The sequence below is a fragment of the Chelativorans multitrophicus genome (assembly GCF_011317445.1).
Lineage (GTDB): Bacteria > Pseudomonadota > Alphaproteobacteria > Rhizobiales > Rhizobiaceae > Chelativorans > Chelativorans multitrophicus.
This window is the reverse complement of sequence record NZ_JAAAPL010000002.1, coordinates 175,385-190,733: the sequence shown is the minus strand read 5'-3', so window position 1 is coordinate 190,733 and position 15,349 is coordinate 175,385. Positions and strand designations below refer to the sequence as shown.

General features: G+C 60.4%; 14 protein-coding genes. 8 read left to right on the top strand and 6 right to left on the bottom strand.

Going from position 1 to position 15,349, the window contains the following annotated elements; translation table 11 throughout:
- Window positions 1-164 precede the first annotated feature (164 nt).
- Complete coding sequence (locus GNP00_RS11590) at window positions 165-1,073, top strand: hypothetical protein (RefSeq protein WP_011581430.1); 909 nt, start codon at window positions 165-167, stop codon at window positions 1,071-1,073.
- Window positions 1,074-1,733: 660 nt separating this feature from the next.
- Window positions 1,734-2,090: an endonuclease domain-containing protein gene (locus tag GNP00_RS11585; RefSeq protein ID WP_011581431.1), complete on the top strand. Its 357-nt coding sequence runs from the start codon at window positions 1,734-1,736 to the stop codon at window positions 2,088-2,090.
- Between the two features lie 217 nt (window positions 2,091-2,307).
- Here the strand turns inward: GNP00_RS11585 and GNP00_RS11580 are convergent, their stop codons facing one another.
- On the bottom strand, window positions 2,308-2,703 hold the full coding sequence (locus GNP00_RS11580; RefSeq protein ID WP_041544723.1) for a (R)-mandelonitrile lyase: 396 nt from the start codon (window positions 2,701-2,703) through the stop codon (window positions 2,308-2,310).
- 229 nt (window positions 2,704-2,932) lie between these two features.
- Here GNP00_RS11580 and GNP00_RS11575 point away from each other — a divergent pair, with 229 nt between their 5' ends.
- On the top strand, window positions 2,933-3,619 hold the full coding sequence (locus GNP00_RS11575) for a prolipoprotein diacylglyceryl transferase (RefSeq protein WP_011581433.1): 687 nt from the start codon (window positions 2,933-2,935) through the stop codon (window positions 3,617-3,619).
- A gap of 59 nt (window positions 3,620-3,678) precedes the next feature.
- On the opposite strand, the gene GNP00_RS11570 is transcribed toward GNP00_RS11575, so the two are convergent.
- Complete coding sequence (locus GNP00_RS11570; RefSeq protein WP_011581434.1) at window positions 3,679-4,482, bottom strand: ABC transporter permease; 804 nt, start codon at window positions 4,480-4,482, stop codon at window positions 3,679-3,681.
- A complete protein-coding gene (locus tag GNP00_RS11565; protein WP_011581435.1) occupies window positions 4,479-5,486 on the bottom strand; it encodes a daunorubicin resistance protein DrrA family ABC transporter ATP-binding protein in 1,008 nt (335 codons plus the stop codon). Before GNP00_RS11565 ends, GNP00_RS11570 begins: the two co-directional genes overlap by 4 nt.
- 275 nt (window positions 5,487-5,761) lie before the next feature.
- Here GNP00_RS11565 and GNP00_RS11560 point away from each other — a divergent pair, with 275 nt between their 5' ends.
- Window positions 5,762-8,782, top strand: a complete 3,021-nt coding sequence (locus GNP00_RS11560) for an autotransporter domain-containing protein (RefSeq protein WP_011581436.1) — start codon at window positions 5,762-5,764, stop codon at window positions 8,780-8,782.
- 29 nt (window positions 8,783-8,811) lie between these two features.
- On the opposite strand, the gene GNP00_RS11555 is transcribed toward GNP00_RS11560, so the two are convergent.
- On the bottom strand, window positions 8,812-9,561 hold the full coding sequence (locus GNP00_RS11555) for a lytic transglycosylase domain-containing protein (protein WP_011581437.1): 750 nt from the start codon (window positions 9,559-9,561) through the stop codon (window positions 8,812-8,814).
- 170 nt (window positions 9,562-9,731) lie between these two features.
- Here GNP00_RS11555 and GNP00_RS11550 point away from each other — a divergent pair, with 170 nt between their 5' ends.
- Both GNP00_RS11550 and GNP00_RS11545 read left to right on the top strand, forming a co-directional pair.
- Window positions 9,732-10,280: a methylated-DNA--[protein]-cysteine S-methyltransferase gene (locus GNP00_RS11550; RefSeq protein ID WP_041544724.1), complete on the top strand. Its 549-nt coding sequence runs from the start codon at window positions 9,732-9,734 to the stop codon at window positions 10,278-10,280.
- Between the two features lie 214 nt (window positions 10,281-10,494).
- A complete protein-coding gene (locus tag GNP00_RS11545) occupies window positions 10,495-10,722 on the top strand; it encodes a hypothetical protein (protein ID WP_011581439.1) in 228 nt (75 codons plus the stop codon).
- 117 nt (window positions 10,723-10,839) lie between these two features.
- Here GNP00_RS11545 and GNP00_RS11540 read toward each other — a convergent pair whose 3' ends face one another.
- Window positions 10,840-11,712 carry an EAL domain-containing protein gene (locus tag GNP00_RS11540; RefSeq protein WP_011581440.1) on the bottom strand — a complete coding sequence of 291 codons (873 nt, stop codon included), beginning with the start codon at window positions 11,710-11,712 and terminating at the stop codon, window positions 10,840-10,842.
- A 263-nt stretch (window positions 11,713-11,975) separates the two neighbouring features.
- On the opposite strand from GNP00_RS11540, the gene GNP00_RS11535 reads away from it, so the two are divergent.
- The gene (locus GNP00_RS11535) at window positions 11,976-13,178 is read left to right on the top strand and encodes a pyridoxal phosphate-dependent aminotransferase (RefSeq protein ID WP_011581441.1); all 1,203 of its coding nucleotides are present in this window, start codon (window positions 11,976-11,978) and stop codon (window positions 13,176-13,178) included.
- Window positions 13,179-13,238: 60 nt separating this feature from the next.
- Here the strand turns inward: GNP00_RS11535 and GNP00_RS11530 are convergent, their stop codons facing one another.
- Window positions 13,239-14,210, bottom strand: coding sequence for a dimethylarginine dimethylaminohydrolase family protein (locus GNP00_RS11530; RefSeq protein WP_011581442.1), 972 nt, complete (start codon window positions 14,208-14,210; stop codon window positions 13,239-13,241).
- A 186-nt stretch (window positions 14,211-14,396) separates the two neighbouring features.
- On the opposite strand from GNP00_RS11530, the gene GNP00_RS11525 reads away from it, so the two are divergent.
- A complete protein-coding gene (locus tag GNP00_RS11525) occupies window positions 14,397-15,341 on the top strand; it encodes a bifunctional helix-turn-helix transcriptional regulator/GNAT family N-acetyltransferase (RefSeq protein ID WP_011581443.1) in 945 nt (314 codons plus the stop codon).
- Window positions 15,342-15,349 lie beyond the last annotated feature (8 nt).

Genomic DNA, 15,349 nt, shown 5'->3' with positions numbered 1-15,349 from the left:
ATCCTGCCAGGACCCGTCACTTGGTATGGAATGACATTCCAATGCGGACCATCAGACGGCCGCATGCCTGGCTTTCCATTTCGAGGTCAGCAGTATCGGCCGCCATCCGTGACCAACTGCCAAGCATACGGGAATACGGTTAGCTGTCAGAGCTACTGACGAGAATGCTCATACAAGATCAGCAAGGCGGTGTTGCACGAGTGAGCATTTACGATGAAATCGAAGAGCGCTGGTGCGCGATCTACGCTGACATGCACCGCGATCCCTTGCCTCGTGACGGATTTAATGAGCTTCTGCTAGAAGCTGAAACTCTGGCGCGCGCTGCCACGACGACAGCATTTCAACCGCACTTGGCAATTTTCGAGTTTGGCCTGGAGTTTCTCTCGTATGTGCACATCGCACTTAGCTCCGCGGACGAACCCGGCCCATCGAACGAGCATACGCGAGCAGCGTGGGCGCTAACGGGGGCTGCGGTGTCGTTCGGTGTGTCGATCCGATCTCTCGTGATTTCCGGACTGGACACACCTGCTCGCGCTCTCTTGCGCACATATGTCGAGACGCTGTTTCTCTGCATCGCAGTATTGCATGATCGTGCGTTAGGGGAGGCCTACGTCGCTGCCGATTCAGATCCACGGATAAAGGATTTCTGGCACTCCACGGCCTCACCAAAGAGGTTGCATGAGAGAATCATTGCCATTGAGAAGAAGATCGGACTCGATAAAGATCTTGTTGACATGATGACGACCTGGCGTCGGGAAGAATATGAGATACTCTCGCAGTCGTCACACCTGTCCTATTTAGCTGCTGTACTGACGGCTTTGAGCCATAAGCTCGACGATGAAAAGGTGGTCGCACCCGCTTTGTTCGGAGTGGCGTCAGCGCACTCGCCACGCACAATCTTCTACGCTGCGGCAACTACCTGGTACTTCTCGCGGCTTAGCAACCCAGTCTTGCTGGGAAAAAGGGAAGGCGAATGCGCAATCGTCCTCGACAAGGAGAACGAATGGCATCAGCGCATGGTTGCAGCACGCGACACCCTATCTAATGTGATGCTGAAACATTGGGCCGCTTAAACTGGAACAAGTCGAAAGCGACTTTCGAGTGACCAAATGCATCTGCGAATTGACACCAACTGATATTGCGCGCTTTGCGCCTACAGGGCGATCCGGCATTCTGTGCTCACGCTTCCGCAAATCACCAACGTCCGCGATTGGCGCCGAGGTAATGCCAGCGATATCTCCCCCTTGGTGGGGAAGAAAGCGATTTCAACATCTTAGCTGGAGCGAAGCGGAGGCTAAGTGTTAGAAATCGCAAGAGAGGGGGGCCACGGCGATGCAGAATATCCCCTCTCTTGCAAATTCTAAGGGCTTGGCTCCGCCAAACCCAAGAATTTGCTTTCTCTCCCACAAGGGGAGAGATTGGCGCGTGCGCCATCGCTTCCGCAAATCACAGACGTCTGAGATTGGCAGCAAGGCTGATGCCGGCGCTATCTCCCCCTTGGCGGGGGAGAAAGTCTTTTCCTGCACTTGCGAGCGGGCTTGTCCCCGAGCAAGTGCTTGGAAAAGACAAGAGAGGGGGTGCCTCTCAGCGTACCGCCAAGATCCCCTCTCTTGCGATTTCTAACGCTAGAGCCTCGCCTGCGGCTTGCCTAAGACGTTGAAATCGCTTTCTCTCCCGCAAGGGGAAGAGATATGGGCGCCGGCGCTGTTCTCTCCCACAGGGGGAGAAATATCATGCGCCAAGCTGTTCCGCCGCCGCACCGCACATATGCCCGCACCATGCGGGCCGACGCGACGAAGGCCGAAAACCTTTTGTGGCAAGCGCTGCGCAACAAGAAACTCGAAGGCTTAAAATTCAGGCGGCAAGTGCCGCTCGACGGCTACATCCTCGACTTCGTCTGCTTCGAGGCGCGGCTGATCCTGGAGGTCGATGGCGGGCAGCATTCGGGCGCGATACGAGACGCCGTGCGCGACAGGCATTTTGAAGCCCGGGGCTTCAAGACACTGCGCTTCTGGAACGACGAGGTGGAAAAGAACCTCGGCGGCATCTGCCTCACCATCCTACATGAGGCGAAGGGGAGGATCGTTTAGAATCCCCCTCTCTTGCAAATTCTAAGGGCTTGGCTTCGCCAAACCCAAGAATTTGCTTTCTCCCCCACAAGGGGGGAGATAAGCCCCTGCACAAACGCCGCTGCCAATCGCCAACGTCGAAGAGCAGCGGTGAGGCAATGCCGGCGATATCTCCCTCGCGCGGGGGAGATAGCGATTTCTTGTCGCAAGAGAGGGGATCCTTACGACAGAGAATCCCTCACCCGCCATATTGCTCGTCGGTGACGTGCTCCAGCCACTCGGCTGTCGCGCCGTCCTGCCTCTCCTGAATGGCGATATGCGCCATTCCAGTGGTGGGGCTGGCGCCGTGCCAGTGCTTCTCGCCCGGCGGAAACCAGACCACGTCTCCCGGCTGGATTTCCTCGATCGGCCCGCCTTCGCGCTGTGCACGCCCGAGGCCGGACATCACGATCAATGTCTGGCCGAGCGGATGCGTGTGCCAGGCCGTGCGCGCGCCCGGCTCGAAGGTGACAAGCGTCCCCACCGCCCGCGCGGGGTCCGGCGCGGTGAAGAGCGGGTCGAGCCGCACCGATCCGGTGAAATAATCCGCTGGGCCCGTGCCGGAGGGCTGCGATCCGCTTCGTTTGATCTCCATTCCGTCCTCCCGTTCGTTTTCGCCGCACATCATAACAGGCCGCTATCCTAAAGCGAGAATGGCGACTGGTTCTCGAACGTCGCGAAGGCCTCGCATGACCCGAATAAGGAGCGCCTTTGCCAATCGGCCAGACGCGCCGCTCCTCTCCTTCTTTGCCTGATCGGAACAACCGGTTGATTCGGTTGTTCATTTGGCAGGAGGGACGCGAAACCTACCAAGGAGCAACGTAATGAGAAAACTTTTAGTCGTTCCTGCCGTGTTGGCGCTCTGCGCCGGACCGGCCGCGGCGCAATCCGATCTGGAAGGCCTGGTCAACGTCAATATCCAAGACGTCCTGCAGGACATCGCCGTCGACCTGAATGTCGAGGAAAACAACATTCCGGTGACCGTCCAGTTGCCGGTGTCGGTGGCGGCAAATGTCTGCGATGTCAATGTGGGCGTGCTTTCAGCACAGGTCGAGAGCGGCGACGCCTCTTGCGCGGCCGTGACCGGATCGCAGGAGCTGACGCAGGTTGTCCAGCAGGAGATGGCAGCCGGCGGCGCGACCGATGACGATGTGACCACCGGAAGCACCGATGACGGCACGGCGGCCGATGAGGGTACTGCCGACGAGGGCACAACGGACGGCGGAACGGCGGCGGATGAAGGCGCCACCGCGGACAATGGTGCTTCTGACGATGGCGCCACCGGCACGGTCGATACCGAAGAGGATACGACGGGCACGGCCGGTACCGAGGACGATGCCACCGGAACGGACGAAGGCACCACCGGCAGCATCAGGGGCGCAAGCGAATTCGCGCCCGGCCAGCAGGAAGCACCGGCGAACGAGGTTGCCCCCGGCCAGCAGGAAGAGCCCCGGGAAGCAGCGCCCGGCCAGGTTATGCCCTGCGCGCCAGGCCAGCCGAACTGCCAGTAATGGTCCTTCAGGAACTTGCGCCCGTCACGCTCCGTGGCGGGCGCATTTTTTCGGATGCCTTAATGGCGCCGGTAAAGCCACAGCACGACCGGCGCCAGCACGATCGTCAGGCTAACCGGCGCGGCAAGCGCCAGCAACACCTCCTGTGCCGTCGCCGTGCCCGCCATCAGCCCGCGCAGCGCCGTAGCCATGAAGGACACCGGGTTGTGGTTGACGAAGGCCGCAAGCCAGCCGGGCATGGTTTCCGGCTGCACCATGATATTGGAGGCGAAGACCAGCGGGAAGATAAAGGTGAAGCCGATCGTCATCACCGTCATGGGCGTACGGATGATCAACCCCAGCACAATGAAGATCCAGCCCGTACCGAAGCCGATGGCGATCAAGAGCAGGAAGGAGGCAAGCACGCCCCCGATTCCCGCTTCCGGCCTGTAGCCGAGGATGAGGCCGATTCCGAGGATGATGGCGCCCGCGATCACATGGCGCAGCACATCGCCCACCATCAGCCCGGCAAAGGGCGCGAGCGGCCAGACGGGGAGCGACCGGAAGCGCTCGAACAGCCCTTTCGAGAGGTCTGTCGAAAGCCCCATGCCGGAATAGACCGAGTTGAAGACCACCGTCTGCACCAGAATCCCCGGCAGGAAGAACTGCAGATATTCGCCCGGTGAGCCAGCCAGCGCGCCGCCGAACACGAAGGTGAAGAGCAGCGTGAACATCAGCGGCGTCATGACAAGGTCGAAGAGCTGCTCCGGCACGTGCTTGAACTTCAGCACCGCGCGCCAGCCGAAGACGAGCGCGTTGGAAATTGCCGAAGGTGGTGTCGGCCGCTGCACATTGGTGAGCAGGGCTTGTTGAATCTCGCTCATTGGGCGGCTTCCTTCTGCTCATGATTTTCCGCTGGCGCGCCCGTAAGCGCGAAGAAGACCTCATCGAGACTTGGCGAGCCCATCGAAAAGTCGGAAAGCTCGATGCCAGCCGAGATCAGCGCCGCCAGCGCCTCGTTCGCCTCCCTGGCGGAACCCGCGACGACCGAGAGCTGCGCGCCCTCGGCGCTGCGCTGCACCACATTGCCAAGCCGCGCCTCAAGGATCGCCGCCGCCTCGTCGAGCTGCGACTGGTCGGCCGGCGCCACATGCAGAAAACCGGAGCCGATTGCAGCCTTAAGCTCGCGGCTCGTCCCCTCCGCGATTTTTCTTCCGTGGTCGATCACGGCGATGCGGGCGGCGAGTTGGTCCGCCTCCTCCAGATATTGCGTGGTGAGCAGGATTGTCACTCCCGATTGCGCGAGCTGCCTGATCATCCGCCACACGCCCTGGCGCGCCGTGGGATCGAGGCCGGTGGTCGGCTCGTCGAGAAAGAGGATCCCCGGCGTGACGATGAGGGACGCGGCGATATCGAGCCGGCGCCGCATGCCACCCGAATACGACTTTACCTGCTTCCTGGCCGCGTCCGTGAGGTCGAAGGCCGAAAGAAGCTCGTCCGCCCGTGCCTTAGCGGCCTTTCCGCGAAAGCCCCAGAGGCGGGCGAGCATGATCAGGTTTTCGCGCCCGGTCAGGTCCTCGTCGAGCGAGGCGAACTGGCCGGTCAGCGCGATCGAGGCCCGCACCGCCTGCGGCTGCGAAAGAAGGTCATGCCCCATGACGCTCGCCGAACCCGCGTCCGGCGCAATCAGCGTCGCGAGCGTCCGGATCAGCGTGGTTTTGCCCGCTCCGTTCGGCCCGAGAATGGCAAAGATCATCCCACGCGGCACATCGAGGTCGATGCCGTCGATGGCCTTGACATCGCGGAAGTGCTTGACCAGGCCGCGGACCGAGATCGCGAGCGCCGCATGCCCTTCGGCCGAAACGAACTCCTTCACTGTCTCGTTCATGCCATCTCCTTCAGGCCGCGAATTCATCTTCAAGACGCATCAGCCCCGCCTGATCCGACAAAGCCGCAGAGACATATGTCAGTCCAGCCGTTTTTTGAAGCGGCGCGAGCCCGGCGGCGCTCACGCCGGGCTCAAATGCGTCAACACCCCAGTGCCACGATTAGAGGCCTGAAGCCAGCCTTAGCTAAGCTGGGAGTCAGTCGCAAATAACGAAGCTTCGCTTCAATCTTGGCCCCATCCACGGATCATCAGCCATTTTCACTGGGGATATTGGAATGAATGTGTTCGAGACCCTGTCGAAGGGCGTCAGCTCTGCCGCAATCTGCGCATGCATTGCGACTCTCCCCGGCAATCTGCATGCGCAGACTGAGGAGGCCTATCGGCTCGAATTCGATGCAAGCTGGTATCTCAGCGCTATCAACGCCGAAGCGGCCTATAAGCGGGGCTATGATGGCCGCGGCATACTCGTGGCTGTGGTCGATTCTGGTCTCGACATTCACCACCCCGAATTTTTCGGCCGGATTTCACCTCTGTCCTACTCCTTCCTGGATATCGACCCTCTGAACGTTTTCGACCCGGACGGCCACGGCACGCATGTGGCCGGCATAATCGGCGCCGCCCGCAACGGAATCGGCAATATGGGCGTTGCCTATGGCGCAGAACTCATGGCCTTGAAGGCCATCGGAGATGCGGAGCCCGGGAGCGAGAAAGGACCATTCGTTTCGCCTGATAACAATGCGCTTTTCTACGCGGCCAGCAATGGTGCGAAGGTGATAAACGGCAGCTACGGCCCACCTGCCTTTCCGTCCCCGGACTTGGATGACGAAAACGAGAACCCCAATTATCGTGTCATGCCGCGCCCCATCGTCCAGTCCATGGAGGGGACAGATTATAGGGAGGACGCCGTGGCGGTGAGCGCCGCGGCAAATGCCGATGTCGTTCTCGTCTTTGCTGCGGGTAACGAATTCGAGGAGCAGCCGGACCAGGCGGCAAACCCAACAGGAATTGGCTTCCTACCGCTGATCACGGCAGAAAATCTGCGTGCGGGTGTCTTCGACATCTTGATAGACGCGACGGACATAGATGATCCGGACACCTATGACTACGCCGATCCTCTGGACCCTGAGTTCGACGATCTCGATCTCTCGGATCTCGCCGGCTCCCTGATCGCCGTGGTCGCCACGGGCCGGGATGGAACCATTGCCGGCTATAGCAACCGCTGCGGGCTGGCATGGCAATGGTGCCTTGCCGCACCCGGCGGTGATTCCCCGAAACCGGGGCAAACGATTGAATACTCCGCAATTATCTCCACGCTTCCCGGCGGCAATTACGGCCCGAAAGCCGGGACATCAATGGCAAGCCCGGTAGTTGCCGGCGGCGCCGCAGTGCTCCGCCAGGCCTTTCCCTATATGACCGCGCGCCAGATCATCGAACTGATTCTGACCACCGCCCGGCCCATCGGTCCGCAAGAGATCTATGGCAGAGGCATGTTTGACCTCGGCCGGGCGGTCCTCGGCCCCAAATATTTCGGCGATCCGCTCTTCGGCCCGACTTTCGATGTCAATACCAGAGGGTACAACTCGGTATGGGAAGGCGATATCTCCGGCCCGGGCGGTCTGATCAAGCGCGGAGCAGGCAACCTGATCCTTCTCGGCGTGAACACCTATAGCGGCGGCACAAGAGTGTTCGGCGGCGAGCTTACGCTCCTGGGCTCACTCGGCTCCGACGTTGAGGTCCTTACCGGCGCCACGCTGCGCGGCGACCGCTCGATGATCGCCGGGGACTTGACGACGTCCGGGACGCTTGCCCCGGGCATTGCCGACGGCTACGTCGGCGAGATGCTGGTTAATGGAGATGTCTCGCTTTCCGCTGCCTCGACGTACCGCATCGATGTGGCGGGAGACCTGGCGGATCAGCTGAATGTCATGGACATGCCGCAACTCAGGGAGGATCCAGACACGCAAAAGGGTTCCGTCACTCTCGAAAGCGGCACTATAGATATCAGGCTGAAGGACGGCCTCGCGCCCTTGGTTCCACTCGACATCATCACTGCTCAGAACGGCGTCAGCGGAACTTTTGGCTCGATCACGACCAACAGCATATCCCCTTTCCTCGACCCCTATCTGTTCTACGGCGATGCCGTTACGCTCTCTTTCGTGCCGAACGGGACGACCCTGGCCAGCGCAGCGACCTCGCCGAACCAATCAGCTGTCGCAAACGCGCTCGACCATGCGCCATACGCAACGGCATGGAAGCATGTCTCCCGACAGAGCCTGGATGGAGCGCGAAAGGCCTTCGACCAGCTCTCCGGCGAGATCTATGCAACCCAGAAAACGGCCATTGTCGAGGGCAGCCGCAATGTGCGCGACGCGGCAAACGACCGCTTGCGCAGCGCTACTGGCGGCGCGGGAGCGCTCAGCCTGCCCATTTTGGCCTATGGGCCGGACGGCACGGAGGCGAGCCCGTCGAACAGTGAACGGTTTACCGTCTGGAGCGCCGCCTATGGCGGATGGGGTCATTTGGATGCCGACGGCAATGCCGCCGCTCTGGAAAGCGGCAGCGGTGGCTTCCTCATGGGCGGCGACCTGCCGGTCGGCGATGGATGGCGGGTCGGCATGCTCACAGGAATGGGCTGGGGTGATTATTCGGTCGATGATCGATCCTCCACCACCGATATGAAAGGCTATCATTTAGGGCTCTATGGCGGCGGGGTCTTGAACGCATTGGGTCTCCGCGCAGGCTTGGCCTATAGCTGGCTGAACCTTGAAACCTGGCGCAAGATCGATTTTCCCGGGCTGAAGGAACAGCTCAATGCCGAGTATCACGGCGGCTTGTTCCAGGCTTTCGGCGAAGTCTCATGGAAGGTGGACAAGGAGGAATTCAAATTCGAGCCGTTCGTCAATCTGGCTCATGTGACCCTGCGGACCGGCGCATTCAGCGAAGGCGGCACTGTGGGGCTCTCGTCTCAAAGGGAGACGTTCAACACGACCTCAGCAACCACAGGGCTTCGCGCTTCTATGGAATTGGAGAAGCTGCCGGTTCCTGCAAAGCTCAATGCAAGCGTCGGGTGGCGGCATGCCCTGGGCGGCAAAAGCCCGACATCCGAGCTTAAGCTTGACGGTGTTCCAAGCTTTACGACGACGGGCCTGCCGCGCGTCAGGAACGAAGCGGTTCTAGGTGTCAGGCTCGATCTTGGCGTGGCCGAAAGGGCGACGATGAGCGTTTCCTATAATGGCAGTTTCAGCGCAGACGCTCGAACGAATACCTTTGATGCGCGCCTGAAAATACGTTTCTAAGCTCCGCTTTGGGAAGGCAGGGCATGGGCTTAATTCCTGAGCCCGGCTTCCCTCAACAGCCCCTTGCGCTTGGCATCGTAATAATAGCCGCGAGCGTAGAACCGCACGGCTTGTTCCTCATTGCCTCCGGCGGTGATATATGCCCCGCGCAGGTATTTGACGGCGTATTTGAGATTTGTTTCGGCATCGAGCAGCCCGTGCGCCGGTCCACGGTAGCCCATGGTCTGCGCCGTATCGTGCCGGATCTGCATAAGCCCCCAATAGATGCGATTGCGGGCCGCGGGATTGAAGTTGCTTTCGCGCTTCACCACACGGCGCACCAGCGACACCGGCACCTCGTAAAGCGCGGCATAGCGGGCGATCAGGGCATCGAGTTCGGGGCTCCGCGCCGCGACCGGGCGCACCTTCCCGCTCTCTTCGAGCGCCGTTACGGCCGCAAGCTTGTCCCGCCCCGGATTCGCATAGGCCACCGCCTTGACCGGCTCTGCGGCGCCGGCCGTGTTTGCGTCGGCAACAGCGTTGACCGCCGCCATGGCTCCCCTATCGGGCCGTGGGCTCGGAGTCGCAAGCGCCGTTACGCCCTCAATCTCCTGGTGCTGCTCGGCCGCAAGGCTGTTGGAAACGGCCTCGGCGTCCTCCGTAGCGGCTCTGTCCACCGCCGGCGCTCCGCCTTCGGCCAGCGCGAGTGCGGCGGCACTTTCACCAGTGCTGCTGCATCCTGCAAGAAATGGAATGGAGAGAAAAGCGCAGATGCCTACGGCTCGGATAATGGATGGCAACGTCCCACAAGCTCCCCGTTCACTTTGCCTCCGCGCCCCGAACCTGCATAGCCTATCAGGGAGCCCCGTTCAATTGCGTTTCACCAATACGCCAACGCGGGGTGTTTGTTCTTGATTTGTACCCGAGACGAAGCTATTCCTTGCACCAATCGATTGCGGACTGTCGCCAGATGACCCTTCACCACATCTTTGAGACAGCATTCGGCTTCTGCGGCATCGCTTGGAACGAGCGGGGCATCTCCCGTTTCATGCTGCCCATGAGCGCTTCCGAAGCGGCGGAGGAGCGCATGATGGGCCGCCTCTCCGTTTCCGGTGCGGCGCAGCCCTCAGGCTTCGCACTCGAGGCTGTCGCGGCGGCGCAACGCTATTTTGCGGGCAGCCATGAAGACTTCTCCGCGTATCCGGTGGATCTTGACGGCATCGATGCTTTCCGGCGCGCCATTTATCGGACGGCGCGTCAGCTAGGCTACGGGCGGACCACCACCTATGGCGGGCTTGCCGCAGACGCCGGCTTTCCCAACGCTACACGCGAAACGGGTGTGGCACTCAGCCGCAACCCGGTCCCATTGATTATTCCCTGTCACCGGATTCTCGCCGCCGGCGGCAAGTTGGGCGGCTTTTCAGCTCCCGGAGGGACCGCTACGAAACAAAAAATGCTCGCGCTGGAAAAAGCTGCATCCCCCAACGCGCCGCCGGCTCAGGCGTCCTTCGCGTTTTGAACAGGCTATCCACAGACTGCCTCGTCCCATCCGCTCCTTTTCTCCTTTTGCACTAACGGCTTGCACGCGAGTCCTCCCAGGCTTAATCTTAGGTTGTGATTCGCGATGCGTGCGTTTCGCGACGTCATCCTGTGTCCGTATTTGTCGCGTGTTTTAGGAAGATGACGGCAGTCGTTTCCTGGCTGCCCCACCTCTATGTCACCATGAGGCAAACATGCGGTCCCATTCGGAGGACAATTTTAAGATCCGCCTTGTCGAGCGGGCGCAACTTTTGATTGCGGTCCAGAAGATGCTGGCGCACGGCATACCGGAAGAATTGATCCCGATCCGCCTCGCACACGCATTCTATGTCGATATAGATGAGCTCAATGCGGTGCTGGAGATCGTGCGGCAGGCGAAGGAACGAACGCCGGCGCAGCAAAGGTCTTTCAAGGCAGCCTGAGGAAGCGGGATTCGACCACTGCCGCAGGCATTAGCCATTGAGGCTGCCTGTTGCCGTGGGCGAGGATCGGGCAATGGATGCCCGAAATCGGAGGGCTTGGATCTGGAAATGAGCCGCTCAGACTGAGCGGCCAGGCGCCGCGAACAACGGCACCACCCTGTCGCCGGAGGCAAACAGGCCTTCGATATGCAACGGGCTGGTATCGAAGATGGCGCCGGCAAGCTTCGGACGCCCGAGCAGGTATCCCTGGACGAAATCGGCGCCTGTCTGGATTGCCACCCGCAATTGGGCGGCCGTCTCGATACCCTGGATCAGCACCTGACGGCCCTCCCGCTGCAAGGCATCCACCAGGGAGTTGAGAAGCTTCGCAGCCATGGCGACATCTGCGATGCGCCGGAACCATCCGCCGTCGACCTTGACTACTTCCGGATCAAGCAGCCTTACCCGCGAAAGAGTGGAGCGGCCGACGCCGAAATCGTCCACGGCTATGCGGATACCGCGCTGACGCAACTCCGTCGCGATCTGCGTCATCAGTCCCTCATCGGCGGTCTCGGCGATCTCGCATACGAGCAACGCGGGATCGACCGAAATTTCATCCAGAAAACGGACCATTTCGGCGACCTGCCGCTTGGCGGCATCCAGGCCGAGATCGGCGCTCGCATAATATTTGATGAAAAGCATCAAACCGTCCACGCCGATATTGGGATAATTCCTGAGATGCAGCGTATGACAAAGGCTTTCGACGAAGAGCCTGTCTTCCGCGGCGCTCACTTCGGCGAAAAAGGCGCGGGTGGCGACCGGTTGTCCCTCCCTCTGAGGGCCGGCCAGGCCTTCCACCCCACACGGAATGAGACCCTGCGAAGTGTTCGCAAATATGGGTTGGTAGAGCGTCTTGAGATGATAAGGGCCATAGCGTCCGGTCTCGACCCCGATTTCATCGACCAGGATGGCCTCATCAATACGCCGGGCAAGGTCTTCCGCTTCAGTCATGCGTCCGTCATTTGCTTCGCAGCACGCATCCCGAGCTAAAGACCGATCATGCAAATCAGAGCTTTCGCGCGGTGCGCCGTTGCGCCTTGGAATCACTGACGCGACATTTGCACCGGTCCTATAAAGCCCCCTTAAAAAACTTAATTGCATTTTTAGCGACCGCGCAAAAAAGGGGTGCCTTGCGAATTGACGCGCGATCGGACATTAAGGCGTGTCCCGCGAGCCGAGCGGAACACATCAATTCCCAGTGGAGAAACCAGCCAATGGCTTTCCTTGCCGATGCTCTTTCACGCGTGAAGCCCTCCGCCACCATTGCCGTCACCCAGAAGGCGCGGGAGCTCAAAGCGCAGGGTCGCGATGTCATCGGACTGGGGGCCGGCGAACCGGATTTCGATACGCCGGACAATATCAAACAGGCCGCGATCGAAGCCATCAAGCGCGGCGAAACGAAATATCCGCCCGTCTCCGGCATTCAGCCTCTGCGCGAGGCGATCGCCGCAAAGTTCAAGCGCGAGAACAATCTCGACTACGACTGGAAGCAGACCATCGTCGGAACGGGTGGTAAGCAGATCCTCTTCAACGCCTTCATGGCGACACTGAACCCCGGTGATGAAGTGGTGATCCCGACGCCCTATTGGGTGAGCTATCCCGAGATGGTGTCAATCTGCGGCGGCACGTCGGTCTTCGCGGAGACCCGGCTGGAAGACAACTTCAAGCTCCAGCCGGAGGTGCTTGAAAGGGCGATCACGCCCAGAACCAAGTGGCTTATCATGAACTCGCCATCGAACCCCTCAGGCGCAGCCTATACGCGCGAGGAACTGAAGGCGGTGGCCGATGTGCTGCTTAAGCATCCGCATGTCTGGGTTCTGACCGACGACATGTATGAGCACCTGACCTATGGCGATTTCACCTATCACACCATTGCCGAGGTGGAACCGCAGCTTTACGGACGCACGCTCACCATGAACGGCGTCTCGAAGGCTTATGCCATGACGGGCTGGCGGATCGGCTATGCGGCAGGACCGATCGAGCTCATCAAGGCCATGGACATGATCCAGGGCCAGCAGACCTCTGGAGCGGCCACCGTCTGCCAGTTTGCGGCGCTGGAGGCGCTGACCGGACCGCAGGACTTCATCCACCAGAGCAAAAAGGTCTTTCAGGAGCGCCGCGATCTCGTGGTCTCGATGCTCAACCAGGCGAAAGGCATCAGTTGCCCGGTGCCGGAAGGTGCGTTCTACGTCTATCCTTCCTGCGCGGGCACGATCGGCAAAAAGGCGCCCTCCGGCAAGCTGATCGAAAGCGACACCGATTTCGTCTCCGAACTTCTGGAGACTGAAGGCGTTGCCGTGGTCCAGGGTTCGGCCTTCGGCCTTGGCCCCAATTTCCGCATCTCCTACGCCACTTCGGACGCGCTGTTGGAAGAGGCCTGCAGCCGCATCCAGCGCTTTACCGCGAACCTTCGCTAGAACACATGCCCTCCCCGAGTGGGAGGGCATGTGCATTGCTGGCGCTGGCCTTTGCCAACGCTAGGCATAGCGGGCCAATGGCTGGGTGCTGCACCGGAAAGCACCGCCAAAGGCACGCGAGATGCTGAAATCGATATATTCGACCTGCACTCCGTATTCGCCGATCCGGTCTCCGAGGTGGCGGAATTCCGGGTCTGTAACATAGACGTCCGGGCTGAGCGGCAAGCCATTGGTCGCAAGCTGCCGCGCTTCATCTTCCGTAACCTCGATGCGGTTCCATGAACGCAGCTTCTCCGGAATCCCGCTCACGAACGCTGATGGACAGACCACCATAAGGCCCTCTCGAACAAGGCCCAGAGCGCAATCGAGATGAAGTACATCCGGCTTGAGCCGTACCACTTCCACCTCATATCCGTGGGGCGCGAGCAGCTTCTTCAGCCAACGCGCGCCGAGGCCGTTGGACGCAAGCCCTGAGTCTCCGACGAAGACGTGTTTGCCGAGCACGAGGACATCACCTCCCTCGATAAAGGGCCCTGGCCCGAGCCTCTTATCGTCCGGATCGCATATTTCAGGCCGGGGAGCTGCGACATAGATGCAGTCGTCTGAATATACGCGCTCATAGATGACCGAACGGATGGGGAGAACTTCATCTCGCCGATGTGGGAACCGCAGCGACCCTTCGATCACAAACCCGCCGATTGTGAAGAAGGGATCGCGGGCGAAAAAATTGGCATAACCTCGACCAGCGGCCGCTGCGATTTCTGCCGGCGTCAATCGCCGCGGACGCAGCACCTCGACACCATGCTTGACGAGCACGGCCGCAAATGCCGCGCGCTCCCCTTCCCAGGCACGTTGACGTTCAGGAAAGGCATCGGCGAAATCCTTGCCAAGCATCGCTGGCGCCAAGGCAAGGAACTCCGGCTTGAGAAAGGCAAGTTCGGCAGGATCCGGCAACTGCTGGGGCGCGGCTATTTGTGACTCGGCGAGCACCACCGTTCGCAAAGGCGCGAATTCACTTTCAACGAATATCATAAAAATCTCCAAAAATCATAACGTTATCAATGGCTTGATGATAGAAGGAAATATTGTCCAGATCGCGGCGCCGTCCATCCTCACGTTGTTGACGAGCCGAAGTTCCCCGCCACTAGTAGACTATGTCAAATATTTATTTGACTGGATCAAGCAATTAATTGATACTTACCATTAGGAGGATAGGCCATGCAGCACGTTCAGGCTCCCAGCGAGCATCAGCTCGCTGCGTTTCGTCAGTTCAATCGCTTCTACACCCGCCAAATCGGGGTGCTTGCCGAGAGCATGTACAGGAGCGAGTTCTCGCTTACGGAGGCGCGCGTTCTGTTTGAGCTGGCGCACAAAAACGGCCTGACTGCCACGGCCCTCGCCAGCACGCTTGGGCTTGATGCGGGCTATCTCAGCCGCATTCTCAAAAAATTCGAGAGCCGCGGACTTCTTCAGCGCACGCCTTCCGCCGATGATGCCCGCCAATCTCACCTAAAACTGACGGTAGCCGGCCGGAACACATTCGAGCCGCTTGACCGCGCCGCCCGCGAGCTCGCTATCGCCGCGCTCGCTCCCCTGCCCCCGTCCGAGCGTGAAACGCTGGTCGAGGCCATGACAACGGTCGAGCGGCTGCTGGGAAACGCGCCCGAGCCGAGGGTGCCGTATATCCTTCGCCCTCTGCGCGTGGGCGATGTGGGCTGGATCACTCACCGCCAGGGCCTTCTTTACCATCAGGAATACGGCTGGGACGAAACTTACGAAGCGCTGGTGGCGCAGATACTCGGCGAATTCGTGCGGAATTTTGATCCGAACGCCGAGGCCTCCTGGATCGCCGAGCGGGACGGCAAGGTCGTGGGCTCCGTCTTTCTCGTCAGGCAATCGGAGGAGATCGCCAAGCTGCGGCTGCTTTATGTGGAGCCCGCCACACGCGGGCTTGGGATCGGCCGGCGGCTCGTTGACGAATGCATCGCGTTTGCGAGGAGCAAAGGCTACCGGACGCTCACGCTCTGGACCAATGACGTCCTTGCCTCGGCACGCCGCATCTATCAGGCGGCGGGCTTTCGGCTCGTGAAGGAAGAACAGCATCGCTCTTTCGGAAAGGACCTCGTAGGGCAGACCTGGGAGCTGAATCTGCAGCACGGCTAGGATTGGCA

Coding starts and splice junctions, on each gene's coding strand:
- GNP00_RS11590 (WP_011581430.1), top strand. CDS start 165: ATGCTCATACAAGATCAGCAAGGCGGTGTTGCACGAGTGAGCATTTAC.
- GNP00_RS11585 (WP_011581431.1), top strand. CDS start 1,734: ATGCGCCAAGCTGTTCCGCCGCCGCACCGCACATATGCCCGCACCATG.
- GNP00_RS11580 (WP_041544723.1), bottom strand. CDS start 2,703: ATGGAGATCAAACGAAGCGGATCGCAGCCCTCCGGCACGGGCCCAGCG.
- GNP00_RS11575 (WP_011581433.1), top strand. CDS start 2,933: ATGAGAAAACTTTTAGTCGTTCCTGCCGTGTTGGCGCTCTGCGCCGGA.
- GNP00_RS11570 (WP_011581434.1), bottom strand. CDS start 4,482: ATGAGCGAGATTCAACAAGCCCTGCTCACCAATGTGCAGCGGCCGACA.
- GNP00_RS11565 (WP_011581435.1), bottom strand. CDS start 5,486: ATGAACGAGACAGTGAAGGAGTTCGTTTCGGCCGAAGGGCATGCGGCG.
- GNP00_RS11560 (WP_011581436.1), top strand. CDS start 5,762: ATGAATGTGTTCGAGACCCTGTCGAAGGGCGTCAGCTCTGCCGCAATC.
- GNP00_RS11550 (WP_041544724.1), top strand. CDS start 9,732: ATGACCCTTCACCACATCTTTGAGACAGCATTCGGCTTCTGCGGCATC.
- GNP00_RS11545 (WP_011581439.1), top strand. CDS start 10,495: ATGCGGTCCCATTCGGAGGACAATTTTAAGATCCGCCTTGTCGAGCGG.
- GNP00_RS11540 (WP_011581440.1), bottom strand. CDS start 11,712: ATGACTGAAGCGGAAGACCTTGCCCGGCGTATTGATGAGGCCATCCTG.
- GNP00_RS11535 (WP_011581441.1), top strand. CDS start 11,976: ATGGCTTTCCTTGCCGATGCTCTTTCACGCGTGAAGCCCTCCGCCACC.
- GNP00_RS11530 (WP_011581442.1), bottom strand. CDS start 14,210: ATGATATTCGTTGAAAGTGAATTCGCGCCTTTGCGAACGGTGGTGCTC.
- GNP00_RS11525 (WP_011581443.1), top strand. CDS start 14,397: ATGCAGCACGTTCAGGCTCCCAGCGAGCATCAGCTCGCTGCGTTTCGT.